Raw genomic sequence first — 15,947 nt, forward strand, 5'->3', positions numbered from 1 at the left:
CGTCGATCTACTATCGCGAGAAGTTATCCCGAGGAAACTCCCGCTTGGCTCAGCGAATGCGGCGAACGTAGGAAATCATGAGCGAAATTGCTGACTTGCTGAACGAATACAAGGCAATCCCTGATAAGCAGTCGCTATATGCGCGCGTGCTGATGTCTTTTATTGCCGAGCATGAAGTACGCATATCGCACGATGAGGAAAGGCAGATCGGAGCGACTACGACAGATTCTCGCACCTCGCACGGCTGAGGCCATGAACCGTTTAACGCGACCCAGGCAATGGCTCACCCGATATCCTGGGGCGCGTCCAGTTGGGTCGTCCAGGCCCAACCGGCTCGCGTCATGTTCGATCCTGGGCGCCATGCTGGTCGGCGCCGTGTTACCGGTCAACGAGGCCCGTGCGCAGAGTAGCGTCCAACTGTATGGCATCGTGGATGGCGCACTCACGTACACGAACAACATAAACGGCGGTCATACCTGGGCTCAATCCAGCGGTGTGGCTCGCAACGACCGTTGGGGCTTTCGTGGCGTAGAGGACCTTGGCGGCGGATATCAGGCGATATTCAGGCTCGAAAACGGCTTCAGCATCAACAACGGCACGTTGGGGCAGGGCGGTCTGGAATTTGGCCGACAGGCGTTTGTCGGTCTGGCGAGCGACCGGATGGGAACCCTCTCGTTGGGCCGCCAGTATGACTTCATGACGACGAACCTGACGACGTTCTCCGCCGGCAGCCTGATTCCAAGCGTATTCGCCTTCCATCTGGGCGATCTCGACCGGCTCGGCGGCGAGCGCATCGACAACGCAGTCAAGTACGTGACCCCGACCCTGAATGGCCTGCAGCTCGGCGCGCTTTATGCATTCGGCGGCCAACCGGGGGATTTTGTCCGCAACAGCGCGAGCAGCTTCGGCGCGAGCTATGCGCGAGGCCCGCTGCATCTGGCGGCTGCCTACACCGCCATCCACAACTACCGGGCCACCTTCGGTATCGGAACCTCGGTACTGGGCACGCCATTGTCCGGCTCAGGGTCATTGGGCACGCTTGCCAAGACGGTAATCTTCGACAAGCTGATCGTGTCAGGCGTGGCGGCGGGCTATCAGCTTGGCGCAGTCTCGCTGCAAGGCCTCTTTACGCTGGTGGACTTCCAGAACAATGGGCAATCGGCCGTCCTGCGCACGGCAGAAGGCAACGCCCAGTACAAGGTGAACGCGGCCGTCATGCTGGCCGCCAGCTATGCATTCTCGAAACTCAATCAGGATCACTGGAATCAGATCGCCGTTGGCGCGGACTATATTCTGTCCACTCGCACCGACCTGTATCTCAATGCTGTCTATCTGCGCGCCAGTTCGGGTGTGACGGCCGAGCTGTTCCTGCTCTCGCCCTCGAGCACGAATACCCAGATGATCGTGTCACTCGGTCTGCGGCACACGTTTTAGCATTGTCTCGGACCGTCCCACGGTCTGGACTCCACAATATTGACGGCGCCGGCAATTACACGTTGATCATGTAATTCCCGAATAGGGTTCCTGATAGCTAGGCAAAAGACTGGCATCGTCTAAGCTAAATGCACGCAAACTAAAGATGGTGAAGGCGATTATTCCGGACTGTTCTGTCGCTGCTAAAAAGAGCGGATGAACTTACCGCGGTTTATGTAAAGCAGATATTTAAGTGTCCGTAAGACTGCCGGTCTCGAACAATTCCATGCGAATTTCACGGTTTTAGTGCAAAGCCGACATAGTCGTAATTGATCGAGACAGGTTGTCAGATCGCTTTGTGAAGATGTCTGCAATTTGCACGTAGAGGTTTCCGGGGCGCTGGCGTGAACGCCTGATCGGCAAACCGCGATCGTTGTGAGTGCCGTATTCCGGGGGACGGATATGCGCCAGACGTGGGGGCGGTTGCTGCGCCCAGCTCAACGTGGTTATGCGATTGGCCTGGCATTGGGCATGCTGCTGCTTGGGCTCGCGGCAACGGTCGTGGTGTATACGGTCACCGCGCAGTTGATCCAGCGCGAGGCAAAACTTCGATTCGACAACGATACCCGCGATGTCCAGCAGAGAATAGACACGCGTGTGCGCCTGTATTCCGATGTGCTGGTTACGATGCAGGCGCTGTTCAGTGCGGGCGACGATGTATCGCGCAGCGAGTTTCGCGACTTCGTGAATGGCCTGAATCTTCCCGAGCGCTACCCCGGGTTTCAGACCCTGAACTATGCCCCATGCGTACACGCTGCCGACCTGGAGCAGTTCATTGCCGTACAGCGGCGCGACCCGATCCTGCGCGATGCCGGCGTCAGCTTCGCGATCCGCCCTCCTGGCCAGCGTCCCGCATATTTTGTCCTGTCCTACGTCGAGCCGCTGGCGCCCAATCTGCCGTCGCTCGGCCTCGACCTGGGTGTAGAGCCACGGCGGCTGGCGGCCCTCGAACGATCACGCGACACGGGCCAACCTGTCAGCAGCGGGCGTCTGATTTTTGCGGAGGGCAGCAACCCGCATATCGGCATCGCTTTGCGCCTGCCGGTCTACCGCAAGGGCATGTCGCACGATACCGTCGATGAGCGCCGACGGGCGTATATCGGTTCGGTCGGGGCGGGTATCCGCGTCAAGGATCTGATGGCGGGGCTGCTTGGCGAAGAGACGCTCCGCGTGATTCGCTTTCGTATCTATGACGCCGGCGTGCTCGAAGCTCCAGCCGTATCCCCAGCGCCGTCCACGATGCTGTTCGATAGCATCGCAGGCGTTGGCGACATGACACGCGGCAATATCGCAAGCGCGGCCGGCGCGTCTGCCGCCCGTCCATCGCCGTCGTCCAGTGGTGCGCCTGAGATGGCAGCAGCCGGCGGCCGGCAATTGTCGGCGAGCGCCGTGCAACCGTTCGGCGGGCGGCGCTGGCTGATCGTTTTCGCCGCCGATCCGGCCGTGTTGAGCGGTACGCAACGCCGTTTGCCGATCCTGGCCGCGCTCGCGGGCACGGTCATCAGCGTCCTGCTGAGCGCGCTGGGCTACGCGTTGTCGAGTTCGCGTGTGCGCGCCGTCAGGCTGGCCGAACGCATCACGCATACGCTGAGGGAGAGCGAAATCGCCCGTGCCGAGGCGCAGCGTATTGCGCATCTGGGTGACTGGCGGGTCAGTCCCGACGGCAAGATGGTCCTTCTGTCGAATGAGATGATTCGCCTGCTCGGCTGGCGAAGCGGGGCGCCGACCCCGGCATCGCTGATGTGCCTGATCGACCCGGCGGACCGCGCGAAGCTCGTGGCTCGCGCGAACCGGACGCTGCGTACGGGCGCCCCGTTCCAGGTCGAATGCCGCTACCGGTCCTCGCGGGGCCGACGAGGATGGCTGCACCTGATCGGGCACGCGTATGGTGCGCCCGATCAGCGGGCGCTGCGTGGGACCGCGCTGGAAATCACGCAGCGCAAGTCGGCGGAGCGCGCGCAGCAGCAGGAGCATGCCATCACTCTGCAACTGGCGACGGCGACGAGCGAGTTCGACGTTTTCAGGCAACTGATAGAGGTGCTGGTGGAGGGGATGGGGTGGGAGGCGGGAGCGTTCTGGCCGACCGAACACGGTCAACGGCAATCGCTTTGCGTCACCTACTGCACGCAAGTACCAGCGCTCGAGCACTGGCTGCTGTCGCGGCGGGATAGCGAGGCGGCGCCGGCTGCAGGCGGTGCGACGGAACCTTGCTGGAGCTCGGAACAGAATACTTTGGCTCGGCTCGCGCACGCCGAATGGCTCGCCGCGGCGGGTATTACCACGGTGTTCAGCTTCCCGCTTCGTGCCGGTTCGACGACGCTCGGTATGGCCGAATTCTACGCGCGGGACAGGCGCCAGACAGAACCCCATGCGCTGGCAATGGCGCGCTCGATCGCGATCCAGGCGAGCCACTTCCTGTTGCGGCGCCAGGCCGAAGAGAATCTGCGCTTCATCGCGAATCACGACGTGCTGACCGGTCTGCCGAACCGCCTGATGTTCAGGGATCAGCTCGAAGATGCGCTGCTGCGCGCACGCCGCGACGAGACCGTTCTCTACGTCCTGTTTATCGATCTGGATCAGTTCAAGGACGTCAACGATTCTCTGGGACACAACGCGGGCGATCTGCTGCTGCGTGCCGTTGCCGACCGGCTGCGCCAGCAGGTGACGCAAACCGGAATGATCGCCCGGCTTGGCGGCGACGAATTCATCGTGCTCGTCGAGGGACAGCGGGACGAGCAGGTTGACGTCACCCGTTCGATCGATGCGGTCCGGGCAGCGCTTGCCGAACCGTTTGTGGTGAGCGGAAGGCAGTTGGCGGTAACCGCCAGTATCGGCATCAGTTCGTTTCCCGGCGATGGCGACGACGCCCAGACGCTGCTCAAGCATGCCGACATCGCCATGTATGGCGCCAAGCAACGAGGCAAGAATACGCATCAGCTATACGTTCGCGAGATGAGCACATCGTTGCAGCGCCGGATCGATATGGAGTCCGATCTGCGATTTGCGCTCGACAACGGCGAGTTCGTGCTGTACTACCAGCCACGCATCTCCTTGCGCTCAAACCGCTGTACCGGGGTCGAGGCGCTGATCCGCTGGCGTCACCCCACGGTTGGCCTGGTGATGCCAACGGATTTCATTCCGCTGGCCGAAGAAACCGGCGCGATTGTTCCGATCGGCGCGTGGGTGTTGCGCGAGGCGTGCCGGCAGAATGCCGAGTGGCTCGCGCATGGCCTCGGACCGATTCGTGTGTCCGTCAATCTGTCGGCGCGGCAGTTCACCGATCCACATCTGCACACCGAGATTGTCGCGGCGCTCGAGCATGCGCAACTGCCCGGTGATCTGCTCGAACTGGAGCTTACCGAGAGTATGGTCATGCGCCATCCCGAACAGGCGGCCGGCTGGCTCACGAGTCTGAAAAGAACCGGCGTTCGCCTGTCAATCGACGATTTCGGCACGGGGTATTCATCGTTAGCCTATCTGAACCACTTCCCGATCGACGTGGTGAAGATAGACCGGTCGTTTATTCGCGACGTGCCCGACAGCGAGAGCGACGCGCAGATCGCCAGCGCAGTGATCGCCCTCGGACACAGTCTCGGCCTGGAGGTCGTGGCCGAAGGCGCCGAGACTCAGGCACACATCGATTTCCTGCGCAATGAAGGCTGCGATGAAGTCCAGGGGTACTTCTTCAGCCGTCCAATTCCCGCCGGCGACATGACCGCTTTCCTGAGTCGCCGGTTGGACCGCGGCCTTGCCGAAGAGCAGGAGCCGCAAGACGTGCGCGTCTGAACATGACGCTGTAGACGCGCTCACCACACGTGAAAGGAGTTTTGCCATGCAACAGCAAACACGGGATGTAGCAGGAGTCTGGCAGGCGATTGACGAACTCGAATTTGACCGGATCAAGGCGAAGTTGCTTCATCGGCGCGACGGTGGGTGGACTCCCGAGACGGTGGCGCGTGCCGAGCTTGGATACCGGCAATTCCTGAAACTGTCGGCGAAATACCCCACGGTCGCGATCGTACCGGGCGAGGAGGTCGATCAGTTCTGGCACGCCCATATTCTCGATACGAGGCGCTACGCGTCGGACTGCGAGCGTATCTTCGGCTTTGTGCTGCACCACAACCCTTATGTGGGTATCGACGGGGCCGAGGATGAAGCCCATCTGTGGGAACTGGCGGCTGCAACGGGTGAATTGATGGCGCGCGAGTTTGGCGCCACGCTGGCGGGTGTGGATGCGAAGGCTGCTTACTGTGCAATCACACCTGGGATGGAGGCGAAGCCTGCCTACTGTGCAATCACACCGGGGATGGAAGCGAAGCCTGCTTACTGCGCAATCACACCGGGAGTGGAGGCGAAGCCTGCCTACTGTGCAATCACACCGGGGATGGAAGCGAAGCCCGCTTACTGCGCAATCACACCGGGGATGGAAGCGAAACCTGCTTACTGCGCAATCACACCGGGAATGAAAGCAAAACCAGCCTACTGTGCTGTGCCTTCGACGCGCATAGCGTACCCGGCTCAACCGCTCAGTAGTGCAGAGAACACAGCGCGTGCCTGACTGCTTGTCCTCTTGACGCAAGATCGCCCGTGCCGACGTGGTGCGGGCGGCTCTGGTGCAACTAGCAGGTTATCGCGAAGCGAATCCCGCGGAGCCGATCCCGCTCACGGGCTCCGGCGCAACTAGCTCAGCCTGCGCGACCTGAAGCCCTTTCAGGTTCCGAAAGTTCCTCGCAAGATTTGTGTTGCAGATGCGAATTAGTCGCATTATCATTCGCGTCAGTAAATATACATTCCGCTTAACCACCACCGCTACGAGTGCTCCCGTCCCGCGCAGGCCTTGCTGCACGGGCGTATGCCTGCGTCTGCGCTAAATCCGAACAAGATGCAGAACCTGCCTACCGCCAGTCATCCCGTCATTGCCCGTGGCGTGAGCCGCACCCCCTCGCTTCTCAGTGCCGCGCTGTTTGCAAGTGCCGGCCTTTCGCTCTCGACGCTGTCGACACCCGGCTGGGCTCAAAGCGCCGCGACGGACGCGCTCACATTGCCTGCCGTCAGCGTTACAGCAACAGCAGACCCGGCTACCCAAACCGACACCGTCAGCGCCGGGGCGCTAGGTTCGCGCAAGCAGGTCGACACGCCGTTCTCCACTCACGTGGTAACGAGCGAAGAGGCCGAGGACCTGATGGCGTCGAGCGCCAACGATCTCTTCAAGTACGACCCGGCAGCATCGGTCAGCAGCAGCAACCGCGTCAGCGAAAACTCGATGTTCAGCGTGCGCGGCCTCCCGATCGACACCCTGAACGGCATCAAGGTGGACGGCCAGAGTTTCCCGTCGTGGGACACCGACCTGCCGCTCGAACCATTCGAGCAGGTGCAACTGCTCAAAGGCCTGTCGGGGTTCATGTATGGCTTCGGCTCGCCGGGCGGGATCGTCAACTATGTCCTGAAGCGACCGACCGACGATCCGTACCGCAGCATTTCGGTCGGCTACGAGTCGGCCGGCGTGTTCAGCGAAAAGGTGGATCTCGGCGGCCGTTTCGGCAACGACAACCGCTTTGGCTACCGCTTGAATCTGGTGAACGAAGACGGCAATACCGCCGAGCCGAACGGTCACGTGCGCCGTCAGGTGGCGTCGCTGGCGTTCGACTTCCGTATCACCCCGGATCTCACCTGGAGTGCCGACGCGTTCTATCAGAAGCGCAAAACCAACGGCACGCTGTTTGGCCTGATGTTCGGCACGGGGCTGGGTATTCCCGATGCGAGCTCGATCAACCGGGACCTCGCGCAGCCGCAGAACTACTACGAGACGGAGATGGCCTCGTTCGGCACGGGCCTCGACTATCGTCTCTCGGAGAACTGGCACGCGAGCCTGAAGTACCGCTTCGCCAAGGAAAACCGCACCAACTCCGATAGCCTGATCTACGTGACCGATAGCGCAGGCGACTATTCGAACACGCTGTATGCCGCGTTGACACGCTACTTCTATCAGAACGTCGATGCGATGGTGCAGGGGCAGTTCAATACCGGCGCTATCAGGCACGATGTCGTTATCGGTGCGGGCTTCCAGTCCCAGACCAGCGAATACGACAACAGCGAAGGCTGGAACAGCGGCTATTCGCTCGGCACCGGCAATCTATACGGCAGCTCGTTGCTAAGCAATGCCGAGGTCGGGATTGGCGAGAACCTATACCGCCAGTCGCGCACCACCCAGGCCGCGCTTTACGCCAGCGACACCGTACAGTTCACCTCGCGCTTCTCCGCGTTGCTCGGGCTGCGCTACACGCAGTTCCGCCAGGACGTCTACGCGCCGAGCAGCGCGGTGACGTCGCAATACAGTGCGGACCCCGTCACGCCGACCGTCGCGCTGATGTTCAAAACCGATCCGTACTCCACACTTTATGCGAGCTATGTCGAGTCGCTGGAGCAGGGCGGTTCCGCCTCCAACACCAACCTCAATTACCCGGCCACGTATGGTCCGTTGCGCAGCAAGCAATATGAAGTCGGCTTCAAGACGGATCACAGGAAGTGGGGCGCCAATCTGGCGCTGTTCCGCGTCGACCAGGGATACAACTACACCAATACCGCCAACGTCTTCGTGCAGAGCGGCACCAAACGCTACACCGGCGTCGATGCCAGCGGCTGGCTCGCGCTCACCAATGAGTGGCGCATTCTCGGCGGCGTGATGTGGCTCGATACCAAGGCCGTCGACATCGACGACCCGAGTATCGAAGGCAAGCGCATCTACGGCGCGCCCCGCTTCACGGCGACGGGCCGCATCGAATACAACCCGTCGTACCTGAAGGCGCTCACGCTCGCCTTTGGCGGCAAGTATGTGGGCGACATGGCCGTCGATGCCGCGAATACCCAGTTCGTGCCCGCGTATGTGACCTACGACCTGAGCGGCAGATACGACACGCGGATCGCCGGCAAGGACCTGACCTTGCGCGCGGGCATCAACAATCTGTTCAACCGCCGCTACTGGACCACTGCCTGGGGCTACTACGTTTCGCCATCGCCGACGCGCACCGCCGTGGTGAGCGCGACGATGCAGTTCTAGATGCAGGCGCCGACGTCGCCTGAGGGAAGGGGGCAGACGCCGCGCGGCGTCTGCATGCCTGCATCGCTAGGCCTATGAGATCGATATTCGTCCGCCTGCATCGCTGGTTCGGCATCGGCACGGCGCTGTTCCTGTTCGTGTCCGGTCTCACGGGCGCGATCATCGCGTGGAACCTGGAGCTCGATGCGGCCTTGAACCCCGAGTTCTATTACGCCCGTTCTGCTGCGCCCGCGTTGTCGTCACTGGAACTCGCCAACCGGGTCGAAGCTGCCAACCCGCGCCTGCAAGTGACCTATCTGCCGCTAGGCGTGGTGCCCGGCCGAACCCTGCTGATGCGCGTCCAGGGCCGGCCCGATCCCACCACGGGCCAGCCTTACGAACTGGGCTTCAACCAGATCGCGGTGGATCCCGCGACCGGAAGCATTCAGGCCCGCCGCGAATGGGGCGCGTTGTCGCTCAAGCGACTCAACCTGATACCGTTCCTTTACGAGTTCCACTACACGCTTTATCTGCCCACCACCGGCAGCGGTATCGCCATCGGCGTTTGGTTGCTGGGGATCGTTGCGATCGTCTGGCTGTTCGATAGCGTGATTGCGCTGGTGCTGGCGTTTCCGAGCTACAAGACATGGCGCAAGTCGTTTGCGTTCCGGGTCCAGCGCGGCGGTTATGCGCTGGTGTTCGACCTGCATCGTTCGGGTGGAGTCTGGGTGTGGGGGCTGCTGGGCGTGATTGCCTTGACGTCGATCGGGATGAACCTCGAGCGGCCAGTCATGCGTCCGCTCGTGTCGCTCTTTTCGAATCTGACGCCCGAGCCCGAGAGCAACCCTGAACTGCTTGCGCCGCATCCGGCCGGTGCCGCGAAGTTGAGCCGTGAGCGCATCGTCGCGTTGGCGGCGGCCGCTGGACAGAAGATGCAGTTAAGCGCCGCGCCGGGCGCGACCTTTGAAGTCGCCGCGCTCAACCTGTACGGGGTGGGCTACTTCAAGCCGGGCGGCGAATACGCAGACGGCCACCTCGGCAATGCGTGGACCTACTGGGACGCGTGGACCGGGCGCCAGGTAGGCGGTTCCGTGCCGGGGCGAGGAAGCGCCGGCGATATCTTCATGCAGGCGCAGTTTCCCCTGCATTCAGGACGTATTCTGGGTTTGCCGGGACGCATTCTCGTCAGCTTCATGGGCGTGATGGTGGCGTTGCTTAGCGCGACCGGCCTCGTCATCTGGTTCAAGAAACTGAAGGCACGCCGTAGCGCCGCACAGCGCGTGAAAAGCCCTAAAACCGCGGTGCTTCGATAGTTTCAGGCGAGGAGGTTGCACGCGGCACGAGCGGGTTCAGCCCCTGGTCCTGCACACGCTTGTCTTTCCTTCAGGCAGGGTATTTTGCCGCCGCCCGCGCGAACTCGATAAAGCGTGTCACTACCGCATTGTCCTTCCCAACCTGCCACGCGAGGCCGACCTGCCATTGAGCGCCCTCACCGCGCAAGGGCAACACGCGCGCATCGCGCAGCAGGTATTGCGTGCGCGAGGGCAGGAACGCGGCACCGACGCCCGCCGCCACCGCCGCAAGCACCGTCTGGATATCATCGGTCTCCTGGATCACACGTGGCACAAAACCGTGCAGGCTGCACCAGCGATCGATCTGCGCAGCCAGTCCTGGGCCACGGCCGCGCGTGACGCCGACGAATCCCAGCTCGTTCAATTCATCGAGGTTGGCCGGGATGCGTTTCCAGCGCGCATGTTTCGGTATCGCCAGGCCGAGCGTTTCGTCCAGCACCGGGAACGCCTCCAGCCCCGCGTCCGCCGGCAGGCGCATGAAACCGACGTCGAGCTTGCCGGCAAGCAGCCGGCGGCTTTGCTCGGCCGATGACAGGTCGTTCAGCGTGACGCTCACGTTTGGATTCCGGCGGCGGAACTCGGCAATCAATTGCGGTGCGAGCGTCAAGGTGGAAAGACCGAGACCGACGCGCAAATAACCGCGCGTTCCGCTGCTCGCATCGCGCGCCCGTGCATGAATCTCATCCGCGTCGCGCACCAGTGTCTGGGCGTCGGGAAGAAAGCCGGCGCCGAAGGCGGTGAGTTCGGCGCCATGCCGGCCACGCTCGAAAAGCCGCGCGCCAAGACTTTCTTCCAGCGCGGCGATCTGCTTGCTGAGGGCCGGCTGGCTCATCGACAGCACCTCGGCGGCGTGGCCGAAGTGGCGGAGTTCGGCTACGGCGAGAAAGGCGCGTAAGAGTTTCAGTTCCATTCCAATGAGTAATCGAACAGATAAGAATCTTCATTTTACTTATCGAATGGCGGGCGGTCCAATGGGACTGTTTTCTCCAACAGGTTGTGCAATGTCATCCTTGCCAGTTCCCTCGCTCCGCGTTGCCTCCGTCCCGCTGCGCTCGTGTCGCGGCGAGGCGGCACAAAACTCCGCTCGCATTGCCGGCTGGCTCGCGCGTGCGGCTCGTGACGAGATCGGTCTCGTCGTGTTTCCGGAGACCTGTCTTGCCGGTTATGGGAGCCTCGCGAAGCTGCATCGCGACGAACTCGAGTCGCTCGCTGAACCGCTCGACGGGCCCACGCTCGGCGCGGTGGCCGAGGCCGTCGAGCGCACAGGAGTGGCCGCCGGTGTAGGGATGATCGAGCGGGCAGCGGATGGACGCCTGTTCAATAGCTACGTGGTCTGCATGCCGGGCGGCATCCGGCATTGCCACCGCAAATTGCATGCGTTCGAGCATCGGCGCATTGTGAGCGGCGACCGCTTTACGGTCTTCGATACAGTGTGGGGGATTCGCATCGGAATCCTGATTGGTGGCGATACCTATCTGATCGAGAATGTGCGAATGACGGCGCTCATGGGGGCCACGCTGCTGGTCGCGCCGCATCGTAGCTACGCCGCGCAGCGCGGTGGCGGTCGCGCGATGCAGCCGGTGTCGGCGGAACAGTGGGCGCATCGCCCGGCCTCGGCAGAAAAAGCGGGCAGGGCGGCTGTAACAGGCTCGGGTGCCACGGCAGGCGTGCCGGTTGGGCACAATGCAGCGGACTGGCTGCGAGCCTGGGTACCCGCACGGGCGGCCGACAACGGTATGTTTGCCGTACTCAGCGACGGAGTGGATAGCGTCGACAACGAGGCGGCGCCGGGAACCGGCATGATCGTCGATCCGTGCGGCGCCATTCTGGCCGAGGGGGCCGGCGCGGACGGCGCTCTGGTTACGGCCAGTCTGGATCCTCGCCTCGCGGGCGCGAGCGCGGGGCAGCAATGGCTGAAGGCTCGCCGTCCGGATCTTTACGCGCCGCTGGGTCAAGCCGACCCGCAAGCGGCCAGCTTCGAGCCGCACGGGATTTCCGCACGCGGCTCCATCGCGCTTGCTTTTGCGCAGGTGAGGCGCAGATAGCGCGCCGCCGGGCCACAAACGAGCCCTGCGCGCGGCTACTCGACAGCGCGACCTGGATCCACCACCTTGGCAGCCTCGTTCACACCACACTAATCTTTAGAACCCGCATCGCCGATACGCAGGCCACTCGCGCCAGCGCTATCGCGTGCTCATCAGGGCAACTGTGAACCGGTCCCGCACTTGTCTATAATCTCCGTCGACTTCGACTCAGGATCTTCATCCAGTGAAAACGACTCTTGCCGCCGCGCTCGCTGTCCTCGCTGCGCTTACGCTCACCGCTTGCGCGTCCTCCGCCGATAAACAGGCGCAACGAGACAACGACTTTGCCCGCTCAGAACGTCTTCTGGAGGCGGCTCAGACGGATGCCACGGTCACCTGCCGCGATCAGGCGCAATGCGATCAGGCCTGGCAGTTGACGAAGAACTATGTGACGCAGCATTCGGAAGAGCCGGTGGTGCGCGCGGACGCCGTGGCGATCGAATCCGACGTGCCGGGCCGCTCGGGTCATGCGGTCTATTCGGCGAACCGGGTGGCGAACGGCAATGGCGCGACCATCACGCTGTACGCCCAGTGCCGTGGCATGTATGGCCCGGACCGCTCGATGGGTTCGGACTACGATGAATGCGTCAAGAAGATCGTCACGACGCAGAATGGTTTCGTGCCGTTCCTCGACCAGCACCTGTCGGCCCATTGACGGCGCACCGCCTAGCCTTCGCGACGGCGAAACTCGCCCAGCCAGTCCGCTAGCGCCGTGACCGCCTCCAGCGTCACGGCGTTGTAGAGCGATGCGCGCAGGCCGCCGATCGAGCGGTGCCCTTCGAGGCCGTGAAAGCCTTCGCGCGCGGCGGCCTCGAGAAAGCGCGCCTCCAGTTGCGGGTCCGGGAGGCGGAACGCCACATTCATCGTCGAACGGCAGTCGCGTGCGCCATGCACGCTGTAGAACGCGGAATCTGAATCGAGCGCGCCGTATAGCCGGGCGGATTTGGCGCGGTTGATGTCGGCCATCTTCGTCACGCCGCCCACCTCGTCGCGCAGCCAGCGCGTCACCAGCATCAGTACATAGATGGCGAACACGGGCGGCGTGTTGTAGACCGAGCGTGCAGCAATATGGGTGCGGTAATCGAGCAGGGTGGGCAAGCCTTGGTTAGCGCGCTGCGCGAACTCGTCGCGCAGGATCACCACCGTGACACCGGCCGGCCCGAGGTTCTTCTGCGCATGCGCGTAGATCATCGCGTAGCGCTCGATATCGATTGGCGCGGCCAGCAGGTTCGACGACATGTCGCACACCAGCGGGACGTTGTGCAAGCCGGGTGTATCGGCGAATTCGAGTCCTTCGACGGTCTCGTTGGACACGTAATGCAGATACGCCGCCTGCGGCGAGAGTTGCAGTTCGTGCGCTGCCGGCAGGCGCCGATAGCCGTCGCCACGGCCATCCCATACCACCCGCGTGTCGCCTTCGAGACGCGCTTCCACCGGCGCTTTGGCGCTCCAGTAACCCGACACGATGTACTCGGCGTGGCGGCCGCTCGCGCGCAGGAAATTCATCGGCAGCATCGAGAATTGCAGGCTGCTGCCGCCCTGCATGAACAGCACGTGATAGTGCTCGGGGATGCCGAGCAGCGTGCGCAGATTGTGCTCGGCTTCGTCGAGCACGCCACGGAACCACGCCGAGCGGTGGCTCATCCCCAGCACCGAAAGACCGGTCTCGGGCAACGCCTCGATGGCCTCGCGCGTCTCGCGCAACACCGTGGCCGGCAGGGCGCCAGGGCCGCCGGAAAAATTCATTGCATTGTTCATTCAGCCGCCGTGCGACGCTTCATCAACCGTTCGAACGCGTCGACGATATGTTGGACAAAAGGATTCTTGTGGGCCAGCGCTCCCGTGCTGCGCTCGTAGTGCGCAAGCATGGTGGCGTTGGCCTCGAAGACGAAAACCTGCCCGTCGGGCAGCAGCGTGAAGTCGATGCCGGCGTAGTCGAGTTCGAGGCGGCGACCGATCGCGGCAAGCGCCTGCAATGCGCGCTTGCCCAGCGCGGCGGCGGGATCTTCCAGGAAACGCCGCTCCTCGTCCAGCTTCCATGCATGGGCTTCCATGTCGGCGGAGAAATAGTGGACCATCCAGTGCGGCGAGATGGCCAGATGATAAGGAAACGGCTCGCGGTCGACGAAAATCATCCGGTACTTGCGGTAGTAGCCGTCGGCGGAGCGGGTGTCGCAAAACGCGCTCAGGTATTGCGGACCTTCGCAATCGCGCAGCCTCGCCAGCAGTTCAATAAGGTCGTCGCAGCGAATGAGTCCCTCGCCGCCGTGAGTCGCGGCAGGGCGGGCCAACACCGGCAACGCGACGCCGCTTTCGGCCAGCAGGGCGGCGAGCGCTTCGGGCGAGGCCGGGGCAGCGTCGATGCGGATGCACTGCGCGACTTGCACGTCGTGCAGATCGTCCAGCAAGGCGGGAATCCGGTTGCGCGCGGTTCGCTCGACAGCGGCGGGAGGGTTGAGCAGCGCCTGGGCACGGTGGGCCACAGGGTGCGACTTCAGACCGGAGATGAAGCGTTCGAGCCGGGCGGCGAGCGGCGCGGCGACATCCGGTTCACCGATTGCATTGAACACCAGATCGAACGGCGGGAGCTGGGCGTCTTCGGCGTCGTCCGCATAGTCGATGGCGTATTTGATCCGGCAGTTGAGCGCGCCGGGCAACAGCGCGTCGAACGGCACGTTGCCCGAGGCGCGGGCTGCGCACAGCACCAGTACGCGGCGCGTCTGGCCAGGCGCCTGCTCAACGAACACGCGCTGCAGCCGGTAAGCGCGTTCGCGCCAGACGTTGGCCTCGGCGGTGCGTCCCGCGCTGGCGTGGATCGCAGCGAGGTTCTGGCAGGCGCTTGCAAGATTCGGGTCGAGCGTCAGGACCAGTTCGTACCATGCCGCGGCGATCTCCTGATCGCCTTTCATGAAGTAACCGGTTGCGACGTCGCAGAGGTTCGAGGCGCGGGCATCGGCAGCGCCGCTCGCATAAGCGTCCAGCGTGTGGGCGGCGATCAGATGGGCGACTGCGCCGAGCTCGTCGCCGGCTGCACGTCTCGCCTCGGCGAGCGCCCGATGCCGGGCCGGGTCGCGCGGGAAAGCCTGGGAGGAGTCATGGCCGGCTGCTGCTTGACTGCGCTGCCCGGGTGAGTGGTCTGGATCTGGAGTCATAGTCCTGCGGGATGGGCGCGCGGCGATGCGTCACCGCGCGCCCGAAGCATAGTGGGCGCGTGCGAGATGCAGATTACAGCGGTTCGCGCACCCGATACAAAAATTTACGCGGGCGGGGCGCAAGTGTACGCCGGTCGAGTAACAGCCTGCGAAACCGTCGCCATCATCTTCGCAAAACACGCCACAGCCCGAGAGCGCGACCGACACTATTCGAAAGCAAATCGTAAAATTTGGCTCTGCGAAGCTGCCGCAAGAGCCACTACCCTGACGCGGCACCCTGCGACCCTCAAATACCCGGAATCCGAAAATCAGAGGGGATTGTCAGCCTTATGGTCGATCCTTACACCTGGCTCCCTGATAGAATGCGTGGGCCGCAACGTAGTGGACTGCAGATGAGATTGCTTGATGCGTTAGTTGAACAACGTATAGCCGCCGCGGCAGCGCGCGGTGAGTTCGACGATTTGCCGGGAGCGGGTGTTGCGCTTGCGCAGGAGGACGATAGTCAGGTGCCTCAGGAAGTGCGCGTCGCTAACCGGATCCTGAAGGACGCGGGTTTCGTGCCGCCCGCCGCCGAACAACTGCGGGCGCTGTGCGACCTGCAGGACGAACTGAATGCGGTCAGCGAGCGCGCCACCCGTTGCCGCCTCCAGGCGCGCATGCTGGCGCTCGACATGGCACTCGAATCATTGCGCGGCGGTCCGCTGGTCTTGCCGCGCGAGTACTGCCGGCGGATTGCGGAGCGCCTCTCCGAGCGTACCGCAGACGCTGCCGGCCACCTGGGCGGCGCGCCCGGCGCAGCCGCCGGTCAGCCGGGGCCGCAGTGAGCGAGCAGCTCAGCGCGAACAGCGCA

At 63.2% G+C, this 15,947-nt stretch carries 12 protein-coding genes; 9 read left to right on the plus strand and 3 right to left on the minus strand.

Annotation, left to right across the window (positions count from 1 at the left end; genetic code table 11):
* The first annotated feature begins 77 nt into the window (after positions 1–77).
* From AC1ECK_RS11810 to AC1ECK_RS11835, 6 genes are all read left to right on the plus strand, one after another.
* Positions 78–248, plus strand: a complete 171-nt coding sequence (locus tag AC1ECK_RS11810) for a hypothetical protein (RefSeq protein ID WP_480319136.1) — start codon at positions 78–80, stop codon at positions 246–248.
* Between the two features lie 112 nt (positions 249–360).
* Complete coding sequence (locus AC1ECK_RS11815) at positions 361–1,434, plus strand: porin (protein ID WP_480319138.1); 1,074 nt, start codon at positions 361–363, stop codon at positions 1,432–1,434.
* Positions 1,435–1,875: 441 nt separating this feature from the next.
* Complete coding sequence (locus AC1ECK_RS11820) at positions 1,876–5,259, plus strand: bifunctional diguanylate cyclase/phosphodiesterase (protein WP_480319140.1); 3,384 nt, start codon at positions 1,876–1,878, stop codon at positions 5,257–5,259.
* 46 nt (positions 5,260–5,305) lie between these two features.
* Positions 5,306–6,031, plus strand: coding sequence for a glycine-rich domain-containing protein (locus AC1ECK_RS11825; RefSeq protein WP_480319142.1), 726 nt, complete (start codon positions 5,306–5,308; stop codon positions 6,029–6,031).
* A 324-nt stretch (positions 6,032–6,355) separates the two neighbouring features.
* Entirely contained in the window at positions 6,356–8,530 is a 2,175-nt protein-coding gene (locus tag AC1ECK_RS11830; RefSeq protein ID WP_480319459.1) for a TonB-dependent siderophore receptor, read from the plus strand.
* Between the two features lie 74 nt (positions 8,531–8,604).
* On the plus strand, positions 8,605–9,822 hold the full coding sequence (locus tag AC1ECK_RS11835; RefSeq protein ID WP_480319144.1) for a PepSY-associated TM helix domain-containing protein: 1,218 nt from the start codon (positions 8,605–8,607) through the stop codon (positions 9,820–9,822).
* 70 nt (positions 9,823–9,892) lie between these two features.
* On the opposite strand, the gene AC1ECK_RS11840 is transcribed toward AC1ECK_RS11835, so the two are convergent.
* Entirely contained in the window at positions 9,893–10,771 is an 879-nt protein-coding gene (locus AC1ECK_RS11840; protein ID WP_480319146.1) for a LysR family transcriptional regulator, read from the minus strand.
* Positions 10,772–10,862: 91 nt separating this feature from the next.
* Between AC1ECK_RS11840 and AC1ECK_RS11845 the strand changes: the two genes are divergently transcribed.
* Entirely contained in the window at positions 10,863–11,906 is a 1,044-nt protein-coding gene (locus AC1ECK_RS11845; RefSeq protein ID WP_480319148.1) for a nitrilase-related carbon-nitrogen hydrolase, read from the plus strand.
* Positions 11,907–12,129: 223 nt separating this feature from the next.
* Positions 12,130–12,600: a hypothetical protein gene (locus AC1ECK_RS11850; protein ID WP_480319150.1), complete on the plus strand. Its 471-nt coding sequence runs from the start codon at positions 12,130–12,132 to the stop codon at positions 12,598–12,600.
* Positions 12,601–12,611: 11 nt separating this feature from the next.
* Here AC1ECK_RS11850 and AC1ECK_RS11855 read toward each other — a convergent pair whose 3' ends face one another.
* Both AC1ECK_RS11855 and AC1ECK_RS11860 read right to left on the minus strand, forming a co-directional pair.
* On the minus strand, positions 12,612–13,703 hold the full coding sequence (locus AC1ECK_RS11855) for a phosphoserine transaminase (RefSeq protein WP_480319152.1): 1,092 nt from the start codon (positions 13,701–13,703) through the stop codon (positions 12,612–12,614).
* A complete protein-coding gene (locus AC1ECK_RS11860; protein ID WP_480319154.1) occupies positions 13,700–15,097 on the minus strand; it encodes an ATP-grasp domain-containing protein in 1,398 nt (465 codons plus the stop codon). Before AC1ECK_RS11860 ends, AC1ECK_RS11855 begins: the two co-directional genes overlap by 4 nt.
* Before the next feature lie 392 nt (positions 15,098–15,489).
* Between AC1ECK_RS11860 and AC1ECK_RS11865 the strand changes: the two genes are divergently transcribed.
* Positions 15,490–15,921, plus strand: coding sequence for a DnaJ family domain-containing protein (locus AC1ECK_RS11865; RefSeq protein ID WP_480319156.1), 432 nt, complete (start codon positions 15,490–15,492; stop codon positions 15,919–15,921).
* Positions 15,922–15,947: the final 26 nt, after the last annotated feature.

The sequence above is a fragment of the Paraburkholderia sp. SSBN10T genome (assembly GCF_056619545.1).